The sequence below is a fragment of the Streptomyces sp. B1866 genome, assembly GCF_031932565.1.
Lineage (GTDB): Bacteria > Actinomycetota > Actinomycetes > Streptomycetales > Streptomycetaceae > Streptomyces.
Genome location: NZ_JAVSCF010000108.1, coordinates 1 through 20,002, shown reverse-complemented (window position 1 = coordinate 20,002; position 20,002 = coordinate 1). Strand labels below are relative to the sequence as shown.

Here is a 20,002-nt window from a genome sequence, read left to right as displayed (position 1 = left end):
GGGCCGCGTCCCGGCCGTCGGCGGGCCCGGTCAGCAGCGTCCGCAGCAGCTCGCCCGCGGCAGCGCCCGCCCGCGTCTCGGCGGCGAGCAGCGCGCCGATGCGGGCCGTGGTCTCCACCGCCCGCGCCAGGCGCGGGTCGGGCGGCGCGCCGGGCCCGCCCAGCTCCAGGTCGGCCAGGTGGCCGTCGTCCAGCAGCCACACGTACCCGTACACCACGCCGCCGTGCCGTACGGGCAGGCAGATGCGGCCCATGAGGACGCCCGCGGCCGGGTCGGGCGGGATGCGCAGCGGGTGGCGGGCCCGCGCGATGCCGAAGCCCTCGAACCAGGCCCGGACCGCGGGCGTCGAGCGCCGCCGCAGGATGGAGCGGGTGCGCACCGGGTCCAGCGGCGGGCCGTCGCCGTCGCCGTCCGCGTCGTCGCCCGGGCCGCTGTCCTGCACGCCGAAGGCGATCAGCCGGAAGTCGCGGTCCTCCAGGGTCGCGGGCGCGCCGAGGGCGGCCGAGACCTCGTCCACGAGTTGCTGGTAGTCGTCGCGCACCCGGCGGGCACCTCCCCTCCCGCGCCCATTGTCATACATCTGTATGAGATCCGGGTCACGGGCGCGTGACAGCTGTCGATGGCCGCCCGCGCGTGCCGTTCCTAGGGTTGCGGTGAGCCCGCTCCCCGGCGCCCGCGCGGGGGAGCCACGGCGAAACCGTGGAGGTGGTGCCCCGTGCTGGGTCCTGTACTGCGTGCCGCAGCGCGCAGCGACGGCGTGCGCCGCGTGGTGTCGACCGCGCCGGTCACCCGCCCGCTGGTGGACCGGTTCGTGGCGGGCGAGGACCTGCCCGGCGCGCTGCGGGCCGCCGGGTCCCTGACCGCGCGCGGCCTGTACGTCACGCTGGACCACCTCGGCGAGGACGTCACCGACCGGGCCCGGGCGCTGCGCTCCCGGGACGCCTACCTGGCGCTGCTGGAGGCGCTGGCCGCGCGGGGGCTGGCCGGGCGGGCCGAGGTGTCGGTGAAGCTGTCCGCGTTCGGGCAGGCCCTGCCGGGCGGCCACGACCTGGCCCTGGCCCACGTCACCCCGGTGGCCGAGGCCGCCGACGCGGCGGGCACCACGGTCACCCTCGACATGGAGGACCACACCACGGTCGACTCCACCCTCGCCGCGCTGGCCGCGCTGCGCGGGCCGTTCCCGGGCACGGGGGCGGTGCTCCAGGCGTGCCTGCACCGCACCGAGGAGGACTGCCGGGCCCTGTCCGGCCCCGGCTCGCGCGTGCGGCTGGTCAAGGGCGCCTACCGCGAGCCCGCGCGGGTGGCCTTCCAGCGCCGCGGCGAGGTGGACCGGGCGTACGCGCGCTGCCTGGCCGCCCTGATGGCGGGCAAGGGCTATCCCATGGTCGGCAGCCACGACCCGCGCATGGTCGCGCTGGCCCTGCGGCTGGCCGGGCGGCACGGGCGCGGCCCGGACGACTACGAGTTCCAGATGCTGTACGGCATCCGGGAGGCGGAGCAGGCGCGGTTGGCGGCGGCGGGCCACCGGATGCGGGTTTATGTCCCGTATGGCACAGACTGGTACGGGTACTTCATGCGGCGGCTCGCGGAGCGGCCCGCGAACCTCGCCTTCTTCCTCCGCTCGGTCGCCGGCCGCCGCTGACCGCGTCCCCCGACAGCAGCGCACCCGCACACCGCACAACGACGTGAAGGAGATGTCGCCACCATGGACGCCGTGACCCAGGTGCCGGTGCCGGTGAACGAGCCGGTGCACGGCTACGCCCCCGGCAGCCCCGAGCGGGCCCGCCTCGAAGCCCGCCTGAAGGAGCTGGCCGGCGATCCGGTCGACCTGCCGATGACCATCGGCGGCGCGCGGCGCATGGGCGGCGGCGCGCGGTTCGACGTGGTCCAGCCGCACCGCCACGCGGCGCGCCTGGGCACGTACGCCAACGCCACCCGGCAGGACGCGCGGGACGCCGTCGACGCCGCGCTGGCCGCCGCGCCCGCCTGGCGGGCCCTGTCCTTCGACGACCGGGCGGCGGTGCTGCTGCGCGCCGCCGAGCTGCTGGCCGGGCCCTGGCGGGAGACCGTCGCCGCCTCCACCATGCTCGGCCAGTCCAAGACCGCCCAGCAGGCCGAGATCGACGCGCCGTGCGAGCTGGTCGACTTCTGGCGCTTCAACGTCCACTTCGCCCGCCAGATCCTGGCCGAGCAGCCGGTGGCCCACGCGCCCGGCGTGTGGAACCGCCTGGACCACCGGCCGCTGGAGGGCTTCGTCTACGCCGTCACGCCGTTCAACTTCACCGCCATCGCGGGCAACCTGCCCACGGCCCCGGCGCTCATGGGCAACGTGGTGGTGTGGAAGCCGTCCCCGGCCCAGACGCACTCGGCCGTGCTGGTGATGGACCTGCTCACCGAGGCCGGCCTGCCGCCCGGCGTGATCAACCTGGTCACCGGCGACGGCCTGGAGGTCTCCGAGGTCGCGCTCGCCCACCCGGACCTGGCGGGCATCCACTTCACCGGCTCGACGGCCACCTTCCAGCACCTGTGGCGGACGGTCGGCGCCAACATCGCCGCGTACCGCACGTACCCGCGCCTGGTGGGCGAGACGGGCGGCAAGGACTTCGTCGTGGCGCACCCGTCGGCCGACCCGGCGGTGCTGCGCACGGCGCTGGTCCGCGGCGCGTTCGAGTACCAGGGGCAGAAGTGCTCCGCCGCCTCCCGCGCGTACGTGCCCCGGTCGGTCTGGGACGGGGGCTTCCGCGAGGAGTTCGCGGCCGAGGTGGACGGGCTGGCCGTCGGCGACGTGACCGACCTGCGCAACTTCATGGGCGCCGTCATCGACGCGCGCGCGTTCGCCAAGAGCCGGGACGCCATCGACCGGGCCGAGGCCGACCCCTCGGTGGAGGTGGTCGCCGGCGGCACCTACGACGACAGCGTCGGCTACTTCGTCCGGCCCACGGTGCTGGCCTGCACCGACCCGGACAGCGAGATCTTCAGATGCGAGTACTTCGGGCCCATCCTGAGCGTGTACGTCTACGAGGACGGCGACTACGACGCCATGCTGCGGCAGATGGAGTCGGCGGCGCCCTACGGCCTGACCGGCAGCGTCATCGCCCGGGACCGGGCCGCGGCCGCGGCCGCCTGCGAGACGCTGCGCTTCGCGGCGGGCAACTTCTACGTCAACGACAAGCCGACCGGAGCCGTCGTCGGCCAGCAGCCCTTCGGCGGCGGGCGCGCCTCGGGCACCAACGACAAGGCGGGCGCCCGGCAGAACCTCGTGCGCTGGACCTCCACCCGTGCCATCAAGGAGACCTTCGTGCCGCCGACCGACTACCGCTACCCGCACATGGGGTGACGCCGCCGCGCCGCGCTCGCACCGCGCTGCGGCGCGGCGTCGCGGACACGGGCGAGAAAGCGGGAGAAGAAGTGGCCGGTTTGTAAACTCCGTGGAATGCCGCACGCGTGTCGCCGTGACCGACGGGACCCGCTTGTAGCGTGGACGCGTGAAGTCACCTGGGAAAGTCGACGTGTTCCGCTACCCGGCATATCCGTGGGAGCGAAAACCGCCCGCGCCATTCTCGCCGGGCCAGGTGGACCTGATACGCGGTGCCGGGCGCCCGCACACGTGGAACCGCCGCCAGACGCTGATCCGGGAGGGCGACCACCCGGACGGCGTGGTGCTGATCGGCGCCGGTCTGACGAAGATAACCAAGCACTGTGAAAACGGGTACACCAGCACGCTCGCGGTGCGCGGCGCGGGCGAACTCGTCGGCGAGCAGGCGTGCCTCGACGGCGGCAGGCGGTCGGCGACCGTGACGGCCCTGGAGCAGGTCAGCGGCGTGGTCGTACCGCTGGACCGCTTCCGCCGGCTGCTGTCCGCCGACGAGGCGCTGTGCCTGGCCGTGCTGTGCGGCATGTCCGTGCGGCTGCGCGACTCCGAGGTTCTGCGGGCGGACCACGGTGCCTGGCCCGGGCCCGTCCGGGTCGGCCAGGTGTTGCTGGGACTGGCCGTACGGTACGGGACCGACGCCCGCGAGCGGCCCGGCGCCCGGTCCGTCCCGCTGAACCAGAACGAGCTCGCCGGCGCCGCCGCCACCTCCCGCGAGACGGTGCAGCGCACCATGCGGCGCCTCCAGCGGGAGGGCCTGGCCGACGGCGCGCGCGGGCGCGTCGTCGTGCTCGACCCGGCCCGGCTGCGGCGCTGGGTCGACGCGCAGACCTCCCGGTGACGGCCGCGCCGCCGCCCGCCGCGGCGGGCCCCCGCGCCGCCGGAGCGGACCCGCGCGCCGTCGCGCCGCGGTTCACCCGCCGTGTGCGTCATCTGACGCTGTGACCCTGCCCGGCCGCGGGCTTGGATGACTGCGACGCCTGGACCCGGCAATTCCGCGGGTCCGGGACGCCGCACGATCCCAGCCGAGACCGGATAGGACGGCATGAAAAGCAAGAGGCACCACTATTCAATTCTCGTGATCGACATCGAGAAATTCGGCCGCAGGTCGGACCCCGTCCAGCAGTGGCTCCGGGAACGGCTGTACGAATTGACCGAGCAGTCGTTGGAGGAGATCGGCGTCGACCCGGCCGCCGACCCCCTTCCGCAGGACCGGGGAGACGGGTTCTTCTGGCTGTTCCCCGGCACCGTCCCCAAGACCGACCTCGCCGGGCACTTCGTGGCCACGCTGTGGCGGAAGCTGCTCGGGTACGCCCGTACCAGCAGCGACGAGGCCGTGCTGCGGCTGCGGGTCGCGCTGCACGCGGGAGAGGTCGCCTGGGACGGCAAGGGCTGGGTGGGCACCGACCTCAACGTCGCCTGCCGGCTGGTGGACCTCGCGCCGCTGCGCGCCGCGCTGGCGGCGGGCCGGCGCTCGGGCCTGGCCCTGTCCGTGTCCGACCAGTGGTACCGCAGCGTGATCCGGCACGGCTACCCGGAGGTGGACCGGCCGTCCTTCCGCCCGGTCCGGTTCGACGCCAAGGAGATCGTGAACGAGACGGCCTGGGTCCGGGTGCCCGGCTACCACGCGCCGCCGGGCATCGGCGACTGGGAGCCGCGCGAGGCCCTGCCGCACCCCTGATCCGCCCCGCCGCCGCCCGGCTCCCGGCCCGCCGCCCGGCCGGGGGCGCGGCGGGCCGCCGGGAGGGCCGGGCAGGGCCGAGTCGCAAACGTGCGGCGGCGGATAACGGCCGGGGATCAAGTGGCGGACGGCCATGGACGTTCGAGGTGTAACGATGCTAGCGTCACACCCGCAAGTAGCCGGTATTTGCGGCGGTTTACGAGGATAACCAGCGAGCGGGCGCCGTCGAGCGGCGCCGGGGCTGGGGTCGAGGTCGAACGGGGGTTGGCCTCGCCCGCCGCCGGGGTGTCTCCCGGGATCGCCCGCCGCTCCGTCCTCCCGCCGGGCCCCGCGTCCGCCGCCGGCGCGCACGGCCCCTCGCCCGGGCCGCCCGCAGGCCGCCGCGCAGGCCGTCCCCCTCTGACCGCTCTCGGACCGGTCCGAGAGCCCGCCCGCGGAACCGCCCCCGGCCGGTCCCCCGCCTGGCCCAAGCCCGCCCTTCCGCCTGACCTCCGGGCCGTTTCCTGCCTGCTCCGCGTGTCGCGCGTCTCAGATAGTAGGAAGCCCGAGTAATTGTGCAGACAGCACCGGGCAGCCTGGCCTACGTTTGTAGGAGCCGAACGATCCGCTGCATCCAGCGATGGCGGGCGCGGCCGCGCCGAGGCAGGCGACCCCTGCGGCGCCCGGCCCCCGCCCACGGCCCCGACCGGCGCGCACCGCCCCGGCCGCGCGTCCTTCCCTCCCCGCCCGTACGGGCCGGCCGTGAGCCCGCCCGTACGCGCCAGGCAGGACGGACGCGGGCCGTCGGCTCCGGGACACGTCCCGGCCCGCCCGGGCGGACCAGGAGACTCAGGTATCCAGGAGAGGAGACGTGACGATGGCCGCGAGGACCGTTCGCAGGATCCGCCGCCCCCGCCCGACCGACAACGCCGACCGTAAGAACGCCGCCGCCGCGCTCCAGCGCGCGCTCGACCGCCGCGACAACGGCGGCGCCACCGGCCACTGACGGCCGCGCCCGGCCGCCGGGCCGCCGCCCCCGCGCACCCGCACCGGGCAGCCGGACCGCTCGTACCCGAGGCGTCCGCCGCCGGGTGAGGCGCGGCGGGGCGCATCCGCGCTCGACCCGTCGGCGGGGCGCACCCGCCTCGGGCACCAGACAGACCGCCCGTCTGGACGCGTCACGACGGCGACCGCCCACCGGGCCGTACGACGGCAGGCCGTCCCGCCGAGCCCTGACGGACCTGTCCGCCCGGCGAGGCCGCCGGAAGCACCCGCACGGCCGAGCGGCCTGGACGGCGGCCACCCGGCAGTTCCCCGCGCGGGTCCTCCGAGGCGGCCCGCCCCCCGGTGACGCCGCGCGAGCCGTCAGCCCGTCCGCCCGCATGCGGGGCCCGCCGCCTGCCCCGGCACGCGGGCGCGCCCCCGGCAGGGGCGGGGGCACGCGGGCACGCCCCCGCCCCTGCCCGGCGGCGTTACCGCCCGGCCCGCCGCGAGGCGCGCCGCGTCACCTCGAAGTGGTCCACCCGCTCGCCCGTCTCCGCCAGCGCCGTCACCTTGAGGCGCGGCGCGTGCCCGCCCGGGTCGGACTCCACGGCGAGGAAGGAGAAACCGGTGTAGCGCACCCGCGACCACTCCACGGTCTCCTTCTCCTTCTCCCGGCCCTCCTCCCAGTGGTACGAGGGCACCTCGTCGACGTCCTCGACGTGGCCCTCGTAGCTGTCGGGCACGGGGAAGTCGTACAGGTGCGCGCCGGCCCCGCCCGCCGTCACGTAGACGATGCCGTCCTTCGCCGAGTCCACGCTCTCGCCGACCGGGACCCGGCGGGCGATCCTGCCGCCGCGCAGCGCGTCGGTGCGCTCGTACACGTGGTTGTGGCCGTTGATGACCAGGTCCACCGTGTGCTTGTCGAACAGCGGCACCCACGCGTCGCGCACGCCGCCGTCGGAGGCGTGCGCCTTGGTGGTGGAGTAGGCGCAGTGGTGGAAGAAGACGACGACGAAGTCGACGCCGGGTGTGGCCCGCAGCTTTCCCAGCCGCTTGTCCAGCCACCGGGTCTGCGCGCCGTCGGTGTAGCCGGTGTTGGCGGTGATCTCGTAGCTGACGTCGTTGGCGTCGAGCGAGACGACGGCCACGTTGCCGTAGACGAAGGAGTACACGCCGGGCGAGCGCCGCGGGTCCGGGCCGTTGTCCGGCAGGGACCAGCGGGCGAGCTGGCCGCCGTAGCCGTCGGGGGAGTACCACGCCTCCATGTCGTGGTTGCCGGTCGCCACCATCCACGGCACGCGCGAGGCGACGGTGTCGGTCTGCGCGAGGAACTGGTCCCACACGCGCGCGTCGTACACGTCCGTCTCCTGGCCCGCGCCGGAGGAGTCCGCGTAGCAGATGTCCCCGGCGTGCAGGTGGAACGACGGGTCCTGACCGAGGATCACCTGGTCGTTGGCGAGCGCGTCGTAGCTGACGCCCTGGTCGCCGAAGGCGGTGAAGACGAACCGCTCGGCTTTGGCGGGCGCGGTGCGGAAACTGCCGACGCGTGAGATGTTGCGCGGGTCGGCCGGGTCGAAGCCGTCGTGGCCCACGCCGTAGTAGTACGTCACGCCCGGGTGCAGCCCGTCCAGGGCCGCGTGCAGGTAGTACTGGTCCACGGCCGGGAGCTTGGCCGACAGCGCCGGGGTGTGCAGGTGGCGGACCTCGGCGGGGATCTGCCGGGTCAGCTCCCACGGCTTCAGGCCGACCCGCACGTACGGCCTGCGCACCGCGAACGGCACCTGCCAGGACACGCGCATCTGCGTGCGGGGGTCGGCGCCGAAGGCCAGGTGGCGGCCGAAGGGCGCGACGTGCGCGCCGTCGACGGCGACGCGGCGCGGCAGCGTGGCGAAGGCCGGGGCGGCCTGAGGTCCGGCGGCGCACGCCGCACCGGTCAGGGCCCCCGCCCCCGCGATCGCCCCGGCCCCCGCCGCCCCGCCGCGCAGTACCCGCCGCCGGGTGAGCCTGGTGCGCAGGTATGCGTGCTGCTCGGCCATGGTCATGCGGCTCGCGAGCGGTTCTGGAATGCCAACCCGTGGTGTATGCATGTGAGGAAACTTCCCAGTCGTGGTCGAAGGCGTTCGGTACGGGAGGTGAACGGCATACATACGGCCCTCCATGTGTCCGTATGGCGGACGCAAAGGGCCGAAAGCTGGGACGGGGAGTAGGGTCCCGGTATGTCTCGCAGCATTCGCCTCGCAGTGATTCCCGGTGACGGTATCGGCAAGGAGGTCGTCGCGCAGGGCCTCAAGGTCCTCGACGCGGTGCTCCCGCAGGACGTGAAGCTGGAGAAGCGGACGTACGACCTCGGCGCCGCGCGCTGGCACGCCACCGGCGAGACCCTGCCCGACGCGGACCTGGAGTCCCTGAAGGACCACGACGCGATCCTGCTCGGCGCCATCGGCGACCCGTCCGTGCCGTCGGGCGTGCTGGAGCGCGGGCTGCTGCTGAAGCTGCGCTTCGCCTTCGACCACTACGTGAACCTGCGCCCGTCGAAGCTGCTGCCGAACACCGCCTCCCCGCTCGCCGGCCGGCCCGCCATCGACTTCACGGTGGTGCGCGAGGGCACCGAGGGCCCGTACGTGGGCAACGGCGGCACCCTGCGCGCCGGCACCCCCGCCGAGATCGCCACCGAGGTCAGCGTGAACACCGCCTACGGCGTGGAGCGCCTGGTGCGGTACGCGTACGAGCGGGCCGCCGCCACGGCGCGCAAGAAGCTGACGCTGGTGCACAAGAACAACGTGCTGGTGAACGCCGGGCACCTGTGGAAGCGGATCTTCGACGCGGTGGGCGCCGAGTACCCGCAGGTCACGACCGACTACCTGCACGTCGACGCGGCCACCATCTTCTTCGTCACGCAGCCCGAGCGGTTCGACGTGATCGTCACCGACAACCTCTTCGGCGACATCCTGACCGACCTGGCCGCCGCCGTCAGCGGCGGCATCGGGCTCGCCGCGAGCGGCAACATCAACCCCTCCGGCGCCTTCCCGTCGATGTTCGAGCCGGTCCACGGCTCCGCGCCCGACATCGCGGGCACCGGCAAGGCCGACCCGACGGCGACCGTGCTGTCGGTGGCCCTGCTGCTCTCGCACCTCGGACTCGCGGCCGAGGCGGCCCGTGTCGAGGCCGCCGTCGCCGCCGACCTGACGGAGCGGGGCGACACCTTCCGCACCACGGACGAGGTCGGCGACGCGCTCGCCGCCCGAGTATCCGGCTGAGGTCCTACAGCCTCGCACCGCCGCGCGGCCGGACCTCACCCCGCCCGCGGGCCCGTCACGGCGAGCCCGGTCCCTCGCGGACCGGCTCCACCGGGCCCGCGCGGGGAATCCAACCCTCCGTCGACCGCGCCCGTCCGCCTTCACCGGTCTCCCGACTCGCCGTTCGAGTGATAATCGAGTCGTGGGGCCGTCGCGAGGAAAAGCTCGGACGTCCTACCATCGGCGCACCGCTGTCAGGCGGTGCCCGGGGCCGGGGCGGGTGAGCGCGGTCCGCCACAACCTCACGGTGAAGGACTGAACTCATGAGCAGCACACCCTCAACGGCCTCAGCGGCCTCCGCACAGCCGGCGCTTCCGGTGATCGAGCTGAAGCCCTCCTCCTCCCCGCTGTCCGCCGCCGAGCGGGAGCGCATCCTGGCCGCCCCCGGCTTCGGCCGTCATTTCACCGACCATATGGTCACCATCAAGTGGACGGCGGGCCGTGGCTGGCACGACGCGCAGCTGGTGCCGTACGCGCCGCTGTCGCTGGACCCGGCGAACATGACGCTGCACTACGCGCAGACCATCTTCGAGGGCCTGAAGGCCTACCGGCAGCCGGACGGCGGGGTGGCCACCTTCCGGCCGGAGGCCAACGCGTTGCGCTTCCAGGCCTCCGCCCGCCGCATGGCCATGCCCGAGCTGCCCGCGGAGACGTTCGTCGCGGCGGTGGACGCGCTGGTCGCCCAGGACGGGGCGTGGGTGCCCGGCCGCGGCGAGGAGACGCTGTACGTGCGGCCCTTCATGTTCGCCAGCGAGGTGGCCCTCGGCGTGCGGCCCGCCGACGAGTACCTGTTCGTCGTCATCGCCTCGCCCGCCGGCGCCTACTTCTCCGGCGGCGTCAAGCCGGTGTCGGTCTGGCTGTCGGAGGAGTACGTGCGCGCCGCGCCGGGCGGCACGGGCGCGGCCAAGACGGGCGGCAACTACGCCGCCTCCCTCGTCGCCCAGGCGCAGGCCGCCGAGCAGGGCTGCGACCAGGTGGTGTGGCTGGACGCCACCGAGCGCCGCTGGATCGAGGAAATGGGCGGCATGAACCTGTACTTCGTCTACGGCGACCGCATCGTCACCCCCGAGCTGTCCGGCTCGCTGCTGCCGGGCATCACCCGCGACTCGCTGCTGCGCATCGCCGCCGACCTGGGCTACCGGGTGGCGGAGGAGCGCATCAGCGTGGAGGACTGGCGGCGGGGGAACGCGGACGGCTCGCTGACGGAGGTGTTCGCCTGCGGCACCGCCGCCGTCATCACCCCGGTCGGCTCGGTGAAGTCGGCCGCCGGGGCGTGGACCGTGGCCGACGGGCAGCCGGGCGAGGTCACCCTGCGCCTGCGCAAGGCCCTGCTGGACATCCAGACCGGCGACGCACCCGACCCCTACGGCTGGATGCACCGGGTGGTGTGACCTGAATGCACCGCGTGGTGTGACGCCGAGGCCGCGCCGTCCGCACCGGCGGCGCGGCCCGTGCCCCGCAGACGCCGCCCGCGCGTGCCGCCCACGCCCGGTGGCCGGTGGGCGGCACGCGCGTGGCGGCACGGATCCGCGGTCGCCCCGCGCGTACGGGCGCCCGAACGCGCGCGCGGCGCGGGCCCGCATCCTGAGACGGGCGGGTGCCGACGGCACGCGTGTGCCAGAATGCCACCGTGCTCTCGTTCGCCATCATTATTGGCAGCAAGCGCGCCGGTCCGCAGTGACCGCCCCGACCGACCCCGGTACGGCGCGGACACCGCGTCCCCAGACCCGCGCGCAGACCTCTCGCACCCGCGAGAGGTTTTTTCGTTGTCAGGACGGCCACAGCCGCCCGAGCGGCGCGAGGGACCATAGGGGGGACGGTGGAACCGGTTCTTCCGGTAGACCGAGATCGATCCTGACAGGAGCCAGATCACCATGCAGGACCTGCCCAAGGCCCCCTCCAGGGACCTGCCCGACGACAGCTTCCACGTCTTCGACACCACGCTGCGCGACGGCGCGCAGCGCGAGGGCATCAACCTCACCGTCGCGGACAAGCTGACCATCGCCCGGCACCTGGACGACTTCGGCGTGGCCTTCATCGAGGGCGGCTGGCCCGGCGCCAACCCGCGCGACACCGAGTTCTTCGCGCGGGCCCAGGCGGAAATCGACTTCCGGCACGCGAAACTCGTCGCCTTCGGGGCCACCCGCAAGGCGGGCGTATGCGCCGAGGACGACCCCCAGGTGACCACCCTGCTCGACTCCGGCGCCCCGGTCGTCACCCTCGTCGCCAAGTCCCACGACCGGCACGTGGAGCTGGCCCTGCGCACCACGCTGGAGGAGAACCTGGCGATGGTCCGCGACACCGTCGCCCACCTGCGCGCCCACGGCCGCCGCGTCTTCGTCGACTGCGAGCACTTCTTCGACGGCTACCGCGCCAACCCCGAGTACGCCAAGAGCGTGGTCCGCGCCGCGCACGGCGCGGGCGCGGACGTCGTCGTGCTGTGCGACACCAACGGCGGCATGCTCCCCGCCCAGGTCGACGCCGTGGTCCGCACGGTGCTCGCCGACACCGGCGCCCGCCTGGGCATCCACGCCCAGGACGACACCGGCTGCGCGGTCGCCAACACCCTGGCCGCCGTCGACGCCGGCGCCACCCACGTGCAGTGCACCGCCAACGGTTACGGCGAGCGCGTCGGCAACGCCAACCTCTTCCCGGTCGTCGCCGCGCTGGAGCTGAAGTACGGCCGCCGGGTGCTGCCCGAGGGCGCGCTGCGCGAGATGACCCGCATCTCCCACGCCATCGCCGAGGTGGTCAACCTCAGCCCGTCCAGCCACGAGCCGTACGTCGGCGTGTCGGCCTTCGCGCACAAGGCGGGCCTGCACGCCTCGGCCATCAAGGTGGACCCCGACCTGTACCAGCACATCGACCCCGAACTGGTCGGCAACACCATGCGCATGCTGGTGTCCGACATGGCGGGCCGCGCCTCGGTGGAGCTGAAGGGCAAGGAGCTGGGCATCGACCTCGGCGGCGACCGGGAGCTGGTCGGCCGCGTGGTCGAGCGCGTCAAGGAGCGCGAACTGGCGGGCTACTCCTACGAGGCCGCCGACGCCTCCTTCGAACTCCTGCTCCGGGCCGAGGCCGACGGCCGCGCCCGCCGCCACTTCCGCGTCGAGTCCTGGCGCGCCATCGTCGAGGACCGCCCCGACGGCACCCACGCCAACGAGGCCACCGTCAAGCTGTGGGCCAAGGGCGAGCGCATCGTCGCCACCGCCGAGGGCAACGGCCCGGTCAACGCCCTCGACCGCGCCCTGCGCGTCGCCCTGGAGCGCATCTACCCGCAGCTCGCGCGCATGGAGCTGGTCGACTACAAGGTCCGCATCCTGGAGGGCAGGCACGGCACCGAGTCCACCACCCGCGTCCTGGTCACCACCTCGGACGGCCGGGCCGAGTGGTCGACGGTCGGCGTCGGCGAGAACGTCATCGCCGCGTCCTGGCAGGCGCTGGACGACGCGTACGCGTACGGGCTGCTGCGCGCCGGGGTCGAGCCGTCGGAGGACGAGGCAGGGGAGTAGCCGGACGCCTGGTGCCGTACCCGTGGACAAGAGCGGCTGTCTCGGCTGGAAGCGCGGTTCCCGCCGCTCAAGGCCCTTGCCGGACACTACCCTTGACGTTGGGTGAAGGCCGACGCACGAAGGGTAAGGGTGTTCGAATGGGCAGGTACCCGGATCCGATGGCGATCCCTCGTGCCCTCTACGGGGCGGAGCTGAGGCACCGGCGAGAGGCGGCGGGGCTGTCCATGTCGGAACTGAGTGAGCGGCTGTTCTGCTCGTCCTCGCTCGTCTGCAAGTTCGAGTCGGGGCACCGGAGGCCGCTGTTGGACATGGCCGAGCAGATCGACCTGGTACTGGGCACGGACGGGTGCTTCGCCCGCATGTGCAAGGAGATGCAGGCGGCGTCGGGGTACGCCGACTACTTCGCCGAGGCGGCGGAGCTGGAGCCCGACGCGGAGACGATCTGCGAGTACGCGCCCATTTTCCTGCCCGGGCTGCTCCAGACCGAGGCGTACACGCGCGCCATGGTCCGGGCCGCCCAGCCGACTGTGACAGATGCGGTCGTAGAGGACTTGGTGGCCGCTCGCGGGCACCGTATCGCCCGTTTCGAGGCTGCGGGTAAGCCCGAGATGTTCTCGGTCGTCGATGAGTCCGTTATCCGACGGCGGATCGGCGGACCAGCGGCCATGCGCGATCAGCTCCACCACCTGCTCGACCTGATGCGCCGCCGTCGCGTCTTCCTGCAAGTCCTGCCCCTGACGGCGGGGGCCTACGGCATGCCGAGCATGACCAAGCTCCTGTATCTCAAGGAGGGCCCGCCGGTGGTCTACATCGAGGGGCAGCACTCCGGGCAGTTGTCCGACGACCCGTCGCTGGTCGCTCGCTACGCCAGGTCCTACGATCTGGTGCGGAGCGCCGCGCTGTCCCCGGAGGCGTCCCTTTCCCTGATCGAATCGGTGGCGAAGGAGTACGCCAAGCATGCTGCCAAGCCCTGACCTGCGATCCGCGCGCTGGCGCACGTCGTCGTACTGCAATCCGACCGGCGGCGACTGCGTCGAGGTCGCGGACGGCGTCCCCGGCGTCATACCCGTCCGGGACAGCAAGGTCCCGGACGGGCCCGCCGTCGTGTTCGGGGCGCGGGCCTGGACCGCGTTCGTCGGCGCGGTGAAGGGCGGAGCCTTCCCGGCCGTCTGACGGGCGGCGGGCGGCGGCGGTCAGGGCCTCGTGAGGAAGTGCGTGGCGAGCCGGTCCAGCGTCGTCCGCATCGCCGGGCCGGTGCGCCGGGGGAAGCCGGGCCACTCCACGGCCAGGCGCGGGTACCGGGCGGTCGACCAGTCGTAGACCTCCGTCACCCGGGTGCCGTCGTCTCCCAGCTCGGCCAGCTCGTAGCGCCAGGTGTGGCCGCCGGTGACGCGCACCCGCCCCACCTGGAGCCAGGTCTGCCACCCGATCACGCGGTTCTTCTCGTACGTCACGACGGTGTTGACGGTCCGGTACGGGAACGGCCCGAGCCGCATGTCCATGCCGAAGCGGTCACCGGCCCCGCGCACCGGGCCGGTGTCGGCCGCCCGGCCGCGGAGGGTGCCGGACCCGTCGAACTCCCGGTGCCGGGACGGGTCGGCCAGCAGGGCGAAGACGTCCGCGGCGGGCGCGGGGACGATCCGGTCGGCGCTGAGCTGTCGCATGCGGCACTCCCTTGGACGCGGGCGGCGTTGACATGGGGCGGGGGCATCCTCGCACAGGGGGACGGGGCTTCGGCGGGCGGGGCGCCCGTGCTCGGTGTGGCTGAAACACGCGCGTGGTCAGCACTCGGGCGCTCGACCGCAGTGCCCAGGGAACCCGCATCGCTCCGCGGCCTTCAGGCTCCTTGCTGACTGACCTGGCTCCAGGCGAATCGGGCAAGTCGCCTTTCTCTCCGATTCGATGACGCCCCCTCTTTCTGGCCGACGGGCCGTCACCGAGCCATTCCCGTGTGGTACCCATGGGTGCGACCACCGTGGGGAGCCCGCGGAAGCCGCCGCAAGCGACTCGTCATGCCTCGCGCCTCCAGCTTTCGAATCCCTCGGGCGCCTGCGACGGCAGGGGGCCCGAGGGCCCCGTGCCCTCTTCCGGAAGTGGACCGAACGACGATGCCCGTGCACATCTCCCGCTGTTCCTTCGGCTATCGCCGGGGGCACGTGTCCTGGAAGACCTCAGCCTCCGGCTGGACGCCGGGTGCTCAGTCCTCCCGGGGCCCAACGGGGCCGGGAAGTCCACACTGCTGGGACGCGCCGCCTCAACCCTGAAGCGCGCGTCGGGCCACATCACGCCTGACGGCCTGGACACCCGCAAGACGAAAGACCTCGCCGCCTACGCCGGCGTCGTCGCGGCGGAGGCGTGAGGAGTGCGCTGGCGTACCGCGCTGCGGGTGTCGATCGCGCCGCGGATCGGCCTGCTGCTGATCCCGTGGCTGCTGGCGTACCGCGGCAAGATGACCGATTGGATCACCGACGGTTACTGGGAGTCGGTCACCGCGCAGAGCACCTTCCTGCTCGGCTACACCGCGCCGGCGGTCGCCGCCTGCGGTGCATGGGAGGCGGTCCGGGTGCGGCAGTCGCAGGTGCTCCAGCGGGCGCCCGCGCGATCGGCCACGGCCGTCGCGCTGTCCGCGCTCGTCCCGACCTTCGTGCTCGGCGGCCTGTCGGTGCTTCTGGCGGTCGCTCTCTTCGCCCCGCAGGCGATGGGCTACCCGGGCGGGCCGTCCCCGGCCGTCATCGGCCTCGCGCTGCTCGTCGTCGTGGCCCACACCGCGGTGGGCTACGCCGTCGGCCTCACCCTGCCCGGCATACTCGCCGTCCCGACCGCGATGGTCGGCAGCTTCGTATGGATGGCCTATCCGTCCGCGATGGAGGTCTTCTGGGTCCGGCAGCTCAACGGGCACAACCTCACCGAGTGCTGCGCGCTCGACGAGGTGGTCGCCCCGCGCAGCCTGCTGGCTCCGGCGCTGGTGGCGGTCGGCATGGTGGCCGCCGCCTGGATCTGGACGGTACGAGGCCGGTTCAGCCGCCCGGCGCTCCTGCTGGCTCCCGCGGTCCTGGCCGCCGCGGTCGTGGCGGGCGCGGTCGTCGCCGAGCCGCTGGGCTACCGCGCCGCCGTGCCACGCTCGACGGCGCTGCGCACCTGCGGTGACACCGTTCCCCGGATCTGCCTGTGGCCAGAGCAGCGCCGGGCAGCCGCCGACATCACCGCCTGGGCGACGCAGGCCCGTCAGCGCCTTGCCGCGGCGGGCCTGCGTACGCCCGGCAGCATCTCGGTCACTTCGGTGTCCCCGACGCAGGACCAGGTCCGGTCCCTGCTGGCGCTGAGCCTGGTACCGAACGACATCCCGCCCTGCGCCGCGGACACGCAGTGGCCGGGATATGCCGCCGTCGGACCGGTCAGCGCCTGGCTGTCCCTCACCGCGGGCGCCGATCCCCGGGCGGTGGCGGGGCGCTACCCCAGGGAAGAGGTGCGGATCGCCCAGCAGGTGCTGGCCGCACCGCGTAAGGCGCAGCTCTCCTGGTTTCTGCGTAATGCCAGGACCTTCGGCCGGTGCGACCAGAGCCCGGACCTGAACCCCGCGCACTACCAGGCGGCTCCTGCGGCTCGGCGGGCGGTCCGGTGATCTGGTGGCTGCGCGTCCGCATGGCGGCGGCGGTCGGCGCCGGGCTGGTGCTGTGCATGGTGCTCGGTCCTGCGGGCGACTCGGTGAAGCTGCCGGTTCCGGTCCTGACCGGCGAGCGGACCTTTCCCCTGCCGCTCGCCTTCCTGCTGCCGCTGGTCCCTGTCTGCCTCGTACTCCAGGGGCACTCCCGGGCCGACACGGGTCTGGAGCAGGCCGCCGTGCGCGCCGTGCGGCACTGGGACGTGGCCTTCATGGCCCTGTGCGCCGGGGCGGCCCTCCTGGCAGGGGCGGTCGAGAAGACCGGCGCCGGGCGGCCCCTGGGCCTGGCCATGGCGCGGGACTTCGCCGGATACCTCGGGATCGCCCTGGTGGTGCGGGCGTTCGCGAGCGTCCGTGCCGCCGCCGCGGCCGTCGCCGTCTTTCCTTTCCTGTGCGCGTCCTTCGGGGTCCGTGCCGGTCGGCCGGCGGTCTGGGCCTGGCCCCTGCACGACACCGCCTCCGTTTCGGCCTCCGCCCAGGCAGGCTGCCTGTTCACGGCGGGCCTGGCCGTGACGGCGTGGCGGGAGCCGCGGACGCGGGGCCACGGCGTGCGGGGGGACTGAGCGGAGTCTACGCCGGCGAGGGCAGCCACTGGGACGTCCTGTACCACAACTGCGGCGGTAGCTGACACCCCGGCGCCGGGACCCGTGCCGGGGGCCGCGACCGGCCGCGGCCCCCGGTCCGTATGCGGCCCCGGCCCTCGGTCCCCGTATCCGGCCCTGGCACCCGGCGCGGCAGGAGCGGGAGCCCGCGCCGTAGGGGTGCCGCGGTAGGGGTCGCGGGCCGGGGGTGGGCGGCGGCGCCGGTAGGCTGAGGGCGCGCCCGGCGGGACGCCTGTGGCCTGCCCACATCGCGCGCGTCCGGTCGGCGTACCGGACCTCACTCTTCCGGGTGATAGGGCATGGCCGCCCTCGGTCGGCGGCCCCCGGCGGAACCTGCCGGTCGCTGTGGCCCCTAGGGGCCCCTAGCCCCCATGTTTGTGGGGTGCCGACAGCGCCTCTAATCCTTTGGGACACCCCCACCTGGCAAAGCTGCTGTGCAGTTCTGTTCCGCCTGCCCACCAAAACGCTCGCGACGTTGTAGGGAATTGACATCGTCTGGCGCGGGCCGGGACCGTACCGTCGTTGCATGACCAATGTCGAAGGCGAGTCCGAAGAGGCGAGTGACGTCCGGGGGCGGGTCGCCGAGCTGTACGCGATCCGCGAGGTGGCCCGCAACGGGCCCAGCGAGCGGGCGACCGAGGCGCAGAAGGCCAAGGGGAAGCTGACGGCTCGGGAGCGGATCGAGCTTCTGCTGGACGAGGGATCCTTCAACGAGGTGGAGTCGCTGCGGCGGCACCGGGCCACCGGATTCGGCCTGGAGGCCAAGCGGCCCTACACCGACGGCGTCATCACCGGCTGGGGGACGGTCCACGGCCGCACGGTGTTCGCGTACGCGCACGACTTCCGGATCTTCGGCGGGGCGCTGGGAGAGGCGCACGCCCAGAAGATCCACAAGATCCTGGACATGGCCATCTCCGCGGGCGCGCCCCTGGTGTCGNACGACTTCCGGATCTTCGGCGGGGCGCTGGGAGAGGCGCACGCCCAGAAGATCCACAAGATCATGGACATGGCCATCTCCGCGGGCGCGCCCCTGGTGTCGCTCAACGACGGCGCCGGCGCCCGCATCCAGGAGGGCGTCTCCGCGCTCGCCGGCTACGGCGGCATCTTCCAGCGCAACACCAAGGCGTCCGGCGTCATTCCGCAGATCAGCGTCATGCTCGGCCCGTGCGCGGGCGGCGCGGCGTACTCCCCGGCGCTGACGGACTTCGTGTTCATGGTCCGCGAGACCTCGCAGATGTTCATCACCGGGCCGGACGTGGTGCAGGCGGTCACCGGCGAGCAGGTCTCGCAGAACGGGCTGGGCGGCGCCGACGTGCACGCCGAGACCTCCGGCGTGTGCCACTTCGCGTACGACGACGAGGAGACCTGCCTGGAGGAGGTCCGCTACCTGCTGTCGCTGCTGCCGCAGAACAACCGGGAGAACCCGCCGTCCGTCACCAGCGAGGACCCGGCCACCCGGCGCGGCGAGGCCCTGCTGGACCTGGTCCCGGCCGACGGCAACCGCCCGTACGACATGCGCAAGGTGATCGAGGAGATCGTCGACGACGGCGAGTACCTGGAGGTCCACGAGCGCTGGGCGCGCAACATCATCTGCGCGCTGACCCGCATGGACGGCCAGGTGGTCGGCATCATCGCCAACCAGCCCCAGACGCTCGCGGGCGTGCTGGACATCGAGGCGTCGGAGAAGTCCGCGCGCTTCATCCAGATGTGCGACGCGTTCAACATCCCGCTGGTCACGCTGCTCGACGTGCCGGGCTTCCTGCCGGGCGTCGACCAGGAGCACGGCGGCATCATCCGGCACGGCGCGAAGATGCTGTACGCGTACTGCAACGCCACGGTGCCGCGGATCTCGGTGATCCTGCGCAAGGCGTACGGCGGCGCGTACATCGTCATGGACTCCCAGTCCATCGGCGCCGACCTCACCTACGCCTGGCCGACCAACGAGATCGCCGTCATGGGCGCCGAGGGCGCCGCCAACGTCATCTTCCGGCGGCAGATCGCCGGGGCCGACGACCCGGAGGCCATGCGCGCCCGCATGGTCAAGGAGTACAAGTCCGAGCTCATGCACCCGTACTACGCGGCCGAGCGGGGCCTGGTGCACGACGTCATCGACCCGGCCGCCACCCGCGAGGTGCTGATCCGGTCCCTGGCGATGCTCCGCGACAAGCACGCCGACCTGCCGTCGCGCAAGCACGGCAACCCGCCGCAGTGACGCGGCGCGGTGACCGCATCGCCACCAGCAGCGCAGTGAGGGAGAAGAGACCGACCGTGAGTACACCCACCGCCACCGACACCGCCGCCCCCGGCACGGTCGTCCGCGTCGAGAGGGGTCACGCCGACGCCGAGGAGCTGGCCGCCGTCACCGCCGTCCTGCTGGCCCGTGCGGCCGCCCAGGCGGGCCACCCGGCCCCCGGCGGGCGCCCCCGGCGCTCGGCGGCGCGCTGGCGCCGCCTGGAGCGCCAGGCGGGCTTCCGCGCCCCGCACAGCTGGCAGGGCTGACCCCGGCAGTCCGCACCGCTCGGCGCCCCGGCCCGCGCGCGGCCTTCCGGCCCGTACGACCGTACGGGCCGGTACGCCGCCGTACGGCCCTGCTGCGGGCCCGGGCCGCGTACCGCGCGTCCGGTGCCGCCGCGCGCGGGCGCAGGTGTGACAGGTCCCCGCACTCCTCTCGTCAGGGAGTGCGGGGACCTGTGCGTGTACGGGAGGCGCCGGGGCGGGTGCGGTGACCTTTCTGCACCGCTCCGCGCGGGTGGGGCGCGCCTCTGGCCGCCGGGCCGGCACCGGCCCTCACCGCAGGCGGGCCATGAGGGCGTGTTCGACCAGGGTGATGAGGGCGCTTTTGGCTTCGCTGCGGTGGCGGGCGTCGGTGATGATGATCGGCGCGTCGGGTCCGATCTGGAGGGCTTCGCGGACTTCT

General features: G+C 73.6%; 16 protein-coding genes and 3 pseudogenes. 15 read left to right on the top strand and 4 right to left on the bottom strand.

The genetic code is table 11. The features are described from left to right. A pseudogene (locus RKE29_RS15990) lies at window positions 1–541 on the bottom strand (PucR family transcriptional regulator); the annotation flags it as partial. Between the two features lie 174 nt (window positions 542–715). On the opposite strand from RKE29_RS15990, the gene RKE29_RS15985 reads away from it, so the two are divergent. The 5 genes from RKE29_RS15985 to RKE29_RS15965 all read left to right on the top strand — a co-directional run bounded on the left by RKE29_RS15985 (window position 716) and on the right by RKE29_RS15965 (window position 6,036). Continuing rightward, entirely contained in the window at window positions 716–1,642 is a 927-nt protein-coding gene (locus RKE29_RS15985) for a proline dehydrogenase family protein (RefSeq protein ID WP_312006061.1), read from the top strand. Between the two features lie 63 nt (window positions 1,643–1,705). After that, window positions 1,706–3,337: an L-glutamate gamma-semialdehyde dehydrogenase gene (gene pruA, locus RKE29_RS15980; RefSeq protein WP_312006060.1), complete on the top strand. Its 1,632-nt coding sequence runs from the start codon at window positions 1,706–1,708 to the stop codon at window positions 3,335–3,337. Between the two features lie 235 nt (window positions 3,338–3,572). Next, complete coding sequence (locus RKE29_RS15975; RefSeq protein WP_312006059.1) at window positions 3,573–4,211, top strand: Crp/Fnr family transcriptional regulator; 639 nt, start codon at window positions 3,573–3,575, stop codon at window positions 4,209–4,211. 204 nt (window positions 4,212–4,415) lie between these two features. Beyond that, window positions 4,416–5,051 (top strand): hypothetical protein, encoded by a 636-nt coding sequence (locus RKE29_RS15970; RefSeq protein ID WP_312006058.1) that lies wholly within the window; start codon window positions 4,416–4,418, stop codon window positions 5,049–5,051. Window positions 5,052–5,907: 856 nt separating this feature from the next. Beyond that, entirely contained in the window at window positions 5,908–6,036 is a 129-nt protein-coding gene (locus RKE29_RS15965) for a hypothetical protein (RefSeq protein ID WP_312006057.1), read from the top strand. A gap of 466 nt (window positions 6,037–6,502) precedes the next feature. On the opposite strand, the gene RKE29_RS15960 is transcribed toward RKE29_RS15965, so the two are convergent. Next, a complete protein-coding gene (locus RKE29_RS15960; protein ID WP_312006056.1) occupies window positions 6,503–8,101 on the bottom strand; it encodes a metallophosphoesterase family protein in 1,599 nt (532 codons plus the stop codon). A 129-nt stretch (window positions 8,102–8,230) separates the two neighbouring features. Between RKE29_RS15960 and RKE29_RS15955 the strand changes: the two genes are divergently transcribed. From RKE29_RS15955 to RKE29_RS15935, 5 genes are all read left to right on the top strand, one after another. After that, complete coding sequence (locus RKE29_RS15955) at window positions 8,231–9,271, top strand: 3-isopropylmalate dehydrogenase (RefSeq protein ID WP_312006055.1); 1,041 nt, start codon at window positions 8,231–8,233, stop codon at window positions 9,269–9,271. 302 nt (window positions 9,272–9,573) lie between these two features. Beyond that, on the top strand, window positions 9,574–10,701 hold the full coding sequence (locus tag RKE29_RS15950; RefSeq protein ID WP_312006054.1) for a branched-chain amino acid aminotransferase: 1,128 nt from the start codon (window positions 9,574–9,576) through the stop codon (window positions 10,699–10,701). 483 nt (window positions 10,702–11,184) lie between these two features. Further along, window positions 11,185–12,822: a citramalate synthase gene (gene cimA, locus RKE29_RS15945; RefSeq protein WP_312006053.1), complete on the top strand. Its 1,638-nt coding sequence runs from the start codon at window positions 11,185–11,187 to the stop codon at window positions 12,820–12,822. 158 nt (window positions 12,823–12,980) lie between these two features. After that, the gene (locus tag RKE29_RS15940; RefSeq protein ID WP_312006052.1) at window positions 12,981–13,796 is read left to right on the top strand and encodes a helix-turn-helix transcriptional regulator; all 816 of its coding nucleotides are present in this window, start codon (window positions 12,981–12,983) and stop codon (window positions 13,794–13,796) included. Further along, window positions 13,780–13,995 (top strand): DUF397 domain-containing protein, encoded by a 216-nt coding sequence (locus RKE29_RS15935; protein ID WP_312006051.1) that lies wholly within the window; start codon window positions 13,780–13,782, stop codon window positions 13,993–13,995. The genes RKE29_RS15940 and RKE29_RS15935 overlap by 17 nt, the downstream gene beginning before the upstream one ends. A 20-nt stretch (window positions 13,996–14,015) precedes the next feature. On the opposite strand, the gene RKE29_RS15930 is transcribed toward RKE29_RS15935, so the two are convergent. Continuing rightward, window positions 14,016–14,486, bottom strand: coding sequence for an SRPBCC family protein (locus RKE29_RS15930; protein ID WP_312006050.1), 471 nt, complete (start codon window positions 14,484–14,486; stop codon window positions 14,016–14,018). Window positions 14,487–14,782: 296 nt separating this feature from the next. On the opposite strand from RKE29_RS15930, the gene RKE29_RS30825 reads away from it, so the two are divergent. The 5 genes and pseudogenes from RKE29_RS30825 (at window position 14,783) to RKE29_RS15910 (ending at window position 19,584) form a co-directional block, all read left to right on the top strand. Beyond that, window positions 14,783–15,181, top strand: coding sequence for an ATP-binding cassette domain-containing protein (locus tag RKE29_RS30825; RefSeq protein WP_369016040.1), 399 nt, complete (start codon window positions 14,783–14,785; stop codon window positions 15,179–15,181). 3 nt (window positions 15,182–15,184) lie between these two features. Continuing rightward, window positions 15,185–16,444 (top strand): hypothetical protein, encoded by a 1,260-nt coding sequence (locus RKE29_RS15925; protein WP_312006049.1) that lies wholly within the window; start codon window positions 15,185–15,187, stop codon window positions 16,442–16,444. Then, a complete protein-coding gene (locus RKE29_RS15920; RefSeq protein WP_312006048.1) occupies window positions 16,441–17,046 on the top strand; it encodes a hypothetical protein in 606 nt (201 codons plus the stop codon). The genes RKE29_RS15925 and RKE29_RS15920 overlap by 4 nt, the downstream gene beginning before the upstream one ends. A gap of 598 nt (window positions 17,047–17,644) precedes the next feature. Continuing rightward, window positions 17,645–19,297: pseudogene (locus tag RKE29_RS15915) on the top strand (acyl-CoA carboxylase subunit beta); the annotation flags it as partial. Window positions 19,298–19,353: 56 nt separating this feature from the next. Then, window positions 19,354–19,584, top strand: coding sequence for an acyl-CoA carboxylase subunit epsilon (locus RKE29_RS15910; RefSeq protein WP_312006047.1), 231 nt, complete (start codon window positions 19,354–19,356; stop codon window positions 19,582–19,584). Between the two features lie 288 nt (window positions 19,585–19,872). On the opposite strand, the pseudogene RKE29_RS15905 reads toward RKE29_RS15910, so the two are convergent. After that, window positions 19,873–20,002, bottom strand: a pseudogene (locus RKE29_RS15905) (ATP-binding protein); the annotation flags it as partial.

Excerpts from the sequence above, each read along its gene's own strand:
- pruA (WP_312006060.1), top strand. The coding sequence starts at position 1,706 with ATGGACGCCGTGACCCAGGTGCCGGTGCCGGTGAACGAGCCGGTGCAC.
- cimA (WP_312006053.1), top strand. The coding sequence starts at position 11,185 with ATGCAGGACCTGCCCAAGGCCCCCTCCAGGGACCTGCCCGACGACAGC.
- RKE29_RS15955 (WP_312006055.1), top strand. The coding sequence starts at position 8,231 with ATGTCTCGCAGCATTCGCCTCGCAGTGATTCCCGGTGACGGTATCGGC.
- RKE29_RS15940 (WP_312006052.1), top strand. The coding sequence starts at position 12,981 with ATGGCGATCCCTCGTGCCCTCTACGGGGCGGAGCTGAGGCACCGGCGA.
- RKE29_RS15935 (WP_312006051.1), top strand. The coding sequence starts at position 13,780 with ATGCTGCCAAGCCCTGACCTGCGATCCGCGCGCTGGCGCACGTCGTCG.
- RKE29_RS15970 (WP_312006058.1), top strand. The coding sequence starts at position 4,416 with ATGAAAAGCAAGAGGCACCACTATTCAATTCTCGTGATCGACATCGAG.
- RKE29_RS15950 (WP_312006054.1), top strand. The coding sequence starts at position 9,574 with ATGAGCAGCACACCCTCAACGGCCTCAGCGGCCTCCGCACAGCCGGCG.
- RKE29_RS15965 (WP_312006057.1), top strand. The coding sequence starts at position 5,908 with ATGGCCGCGAGGACCGTTCGCAGGATCCGCCGCCCCCGCCCGACCGAC.
- RKE29_RS15960 (WP_312006056.1), bottom strand. The coding sequence starts at position 8,101 with ATGCATACACCACGGGTTGGCATTCCAGAACCGCTCGCGAGCCGCATG.
- RKE29_RS15930 (WP_312006050.1), bottom strand. The coding sequence starts at position 14,486 with ATGCGACAGCTCAGCGCCGACCGGATCGTCCCCGCGCCCGCCGCGGAC.
- RKE29_RS30825 (WP_369016040.1), top strand. The coding sequence starts at position 14,783 with ATGGGTGCGACCACCGTGGGGAGCCCGCGGAAGCCGCCGCAAGCGACT.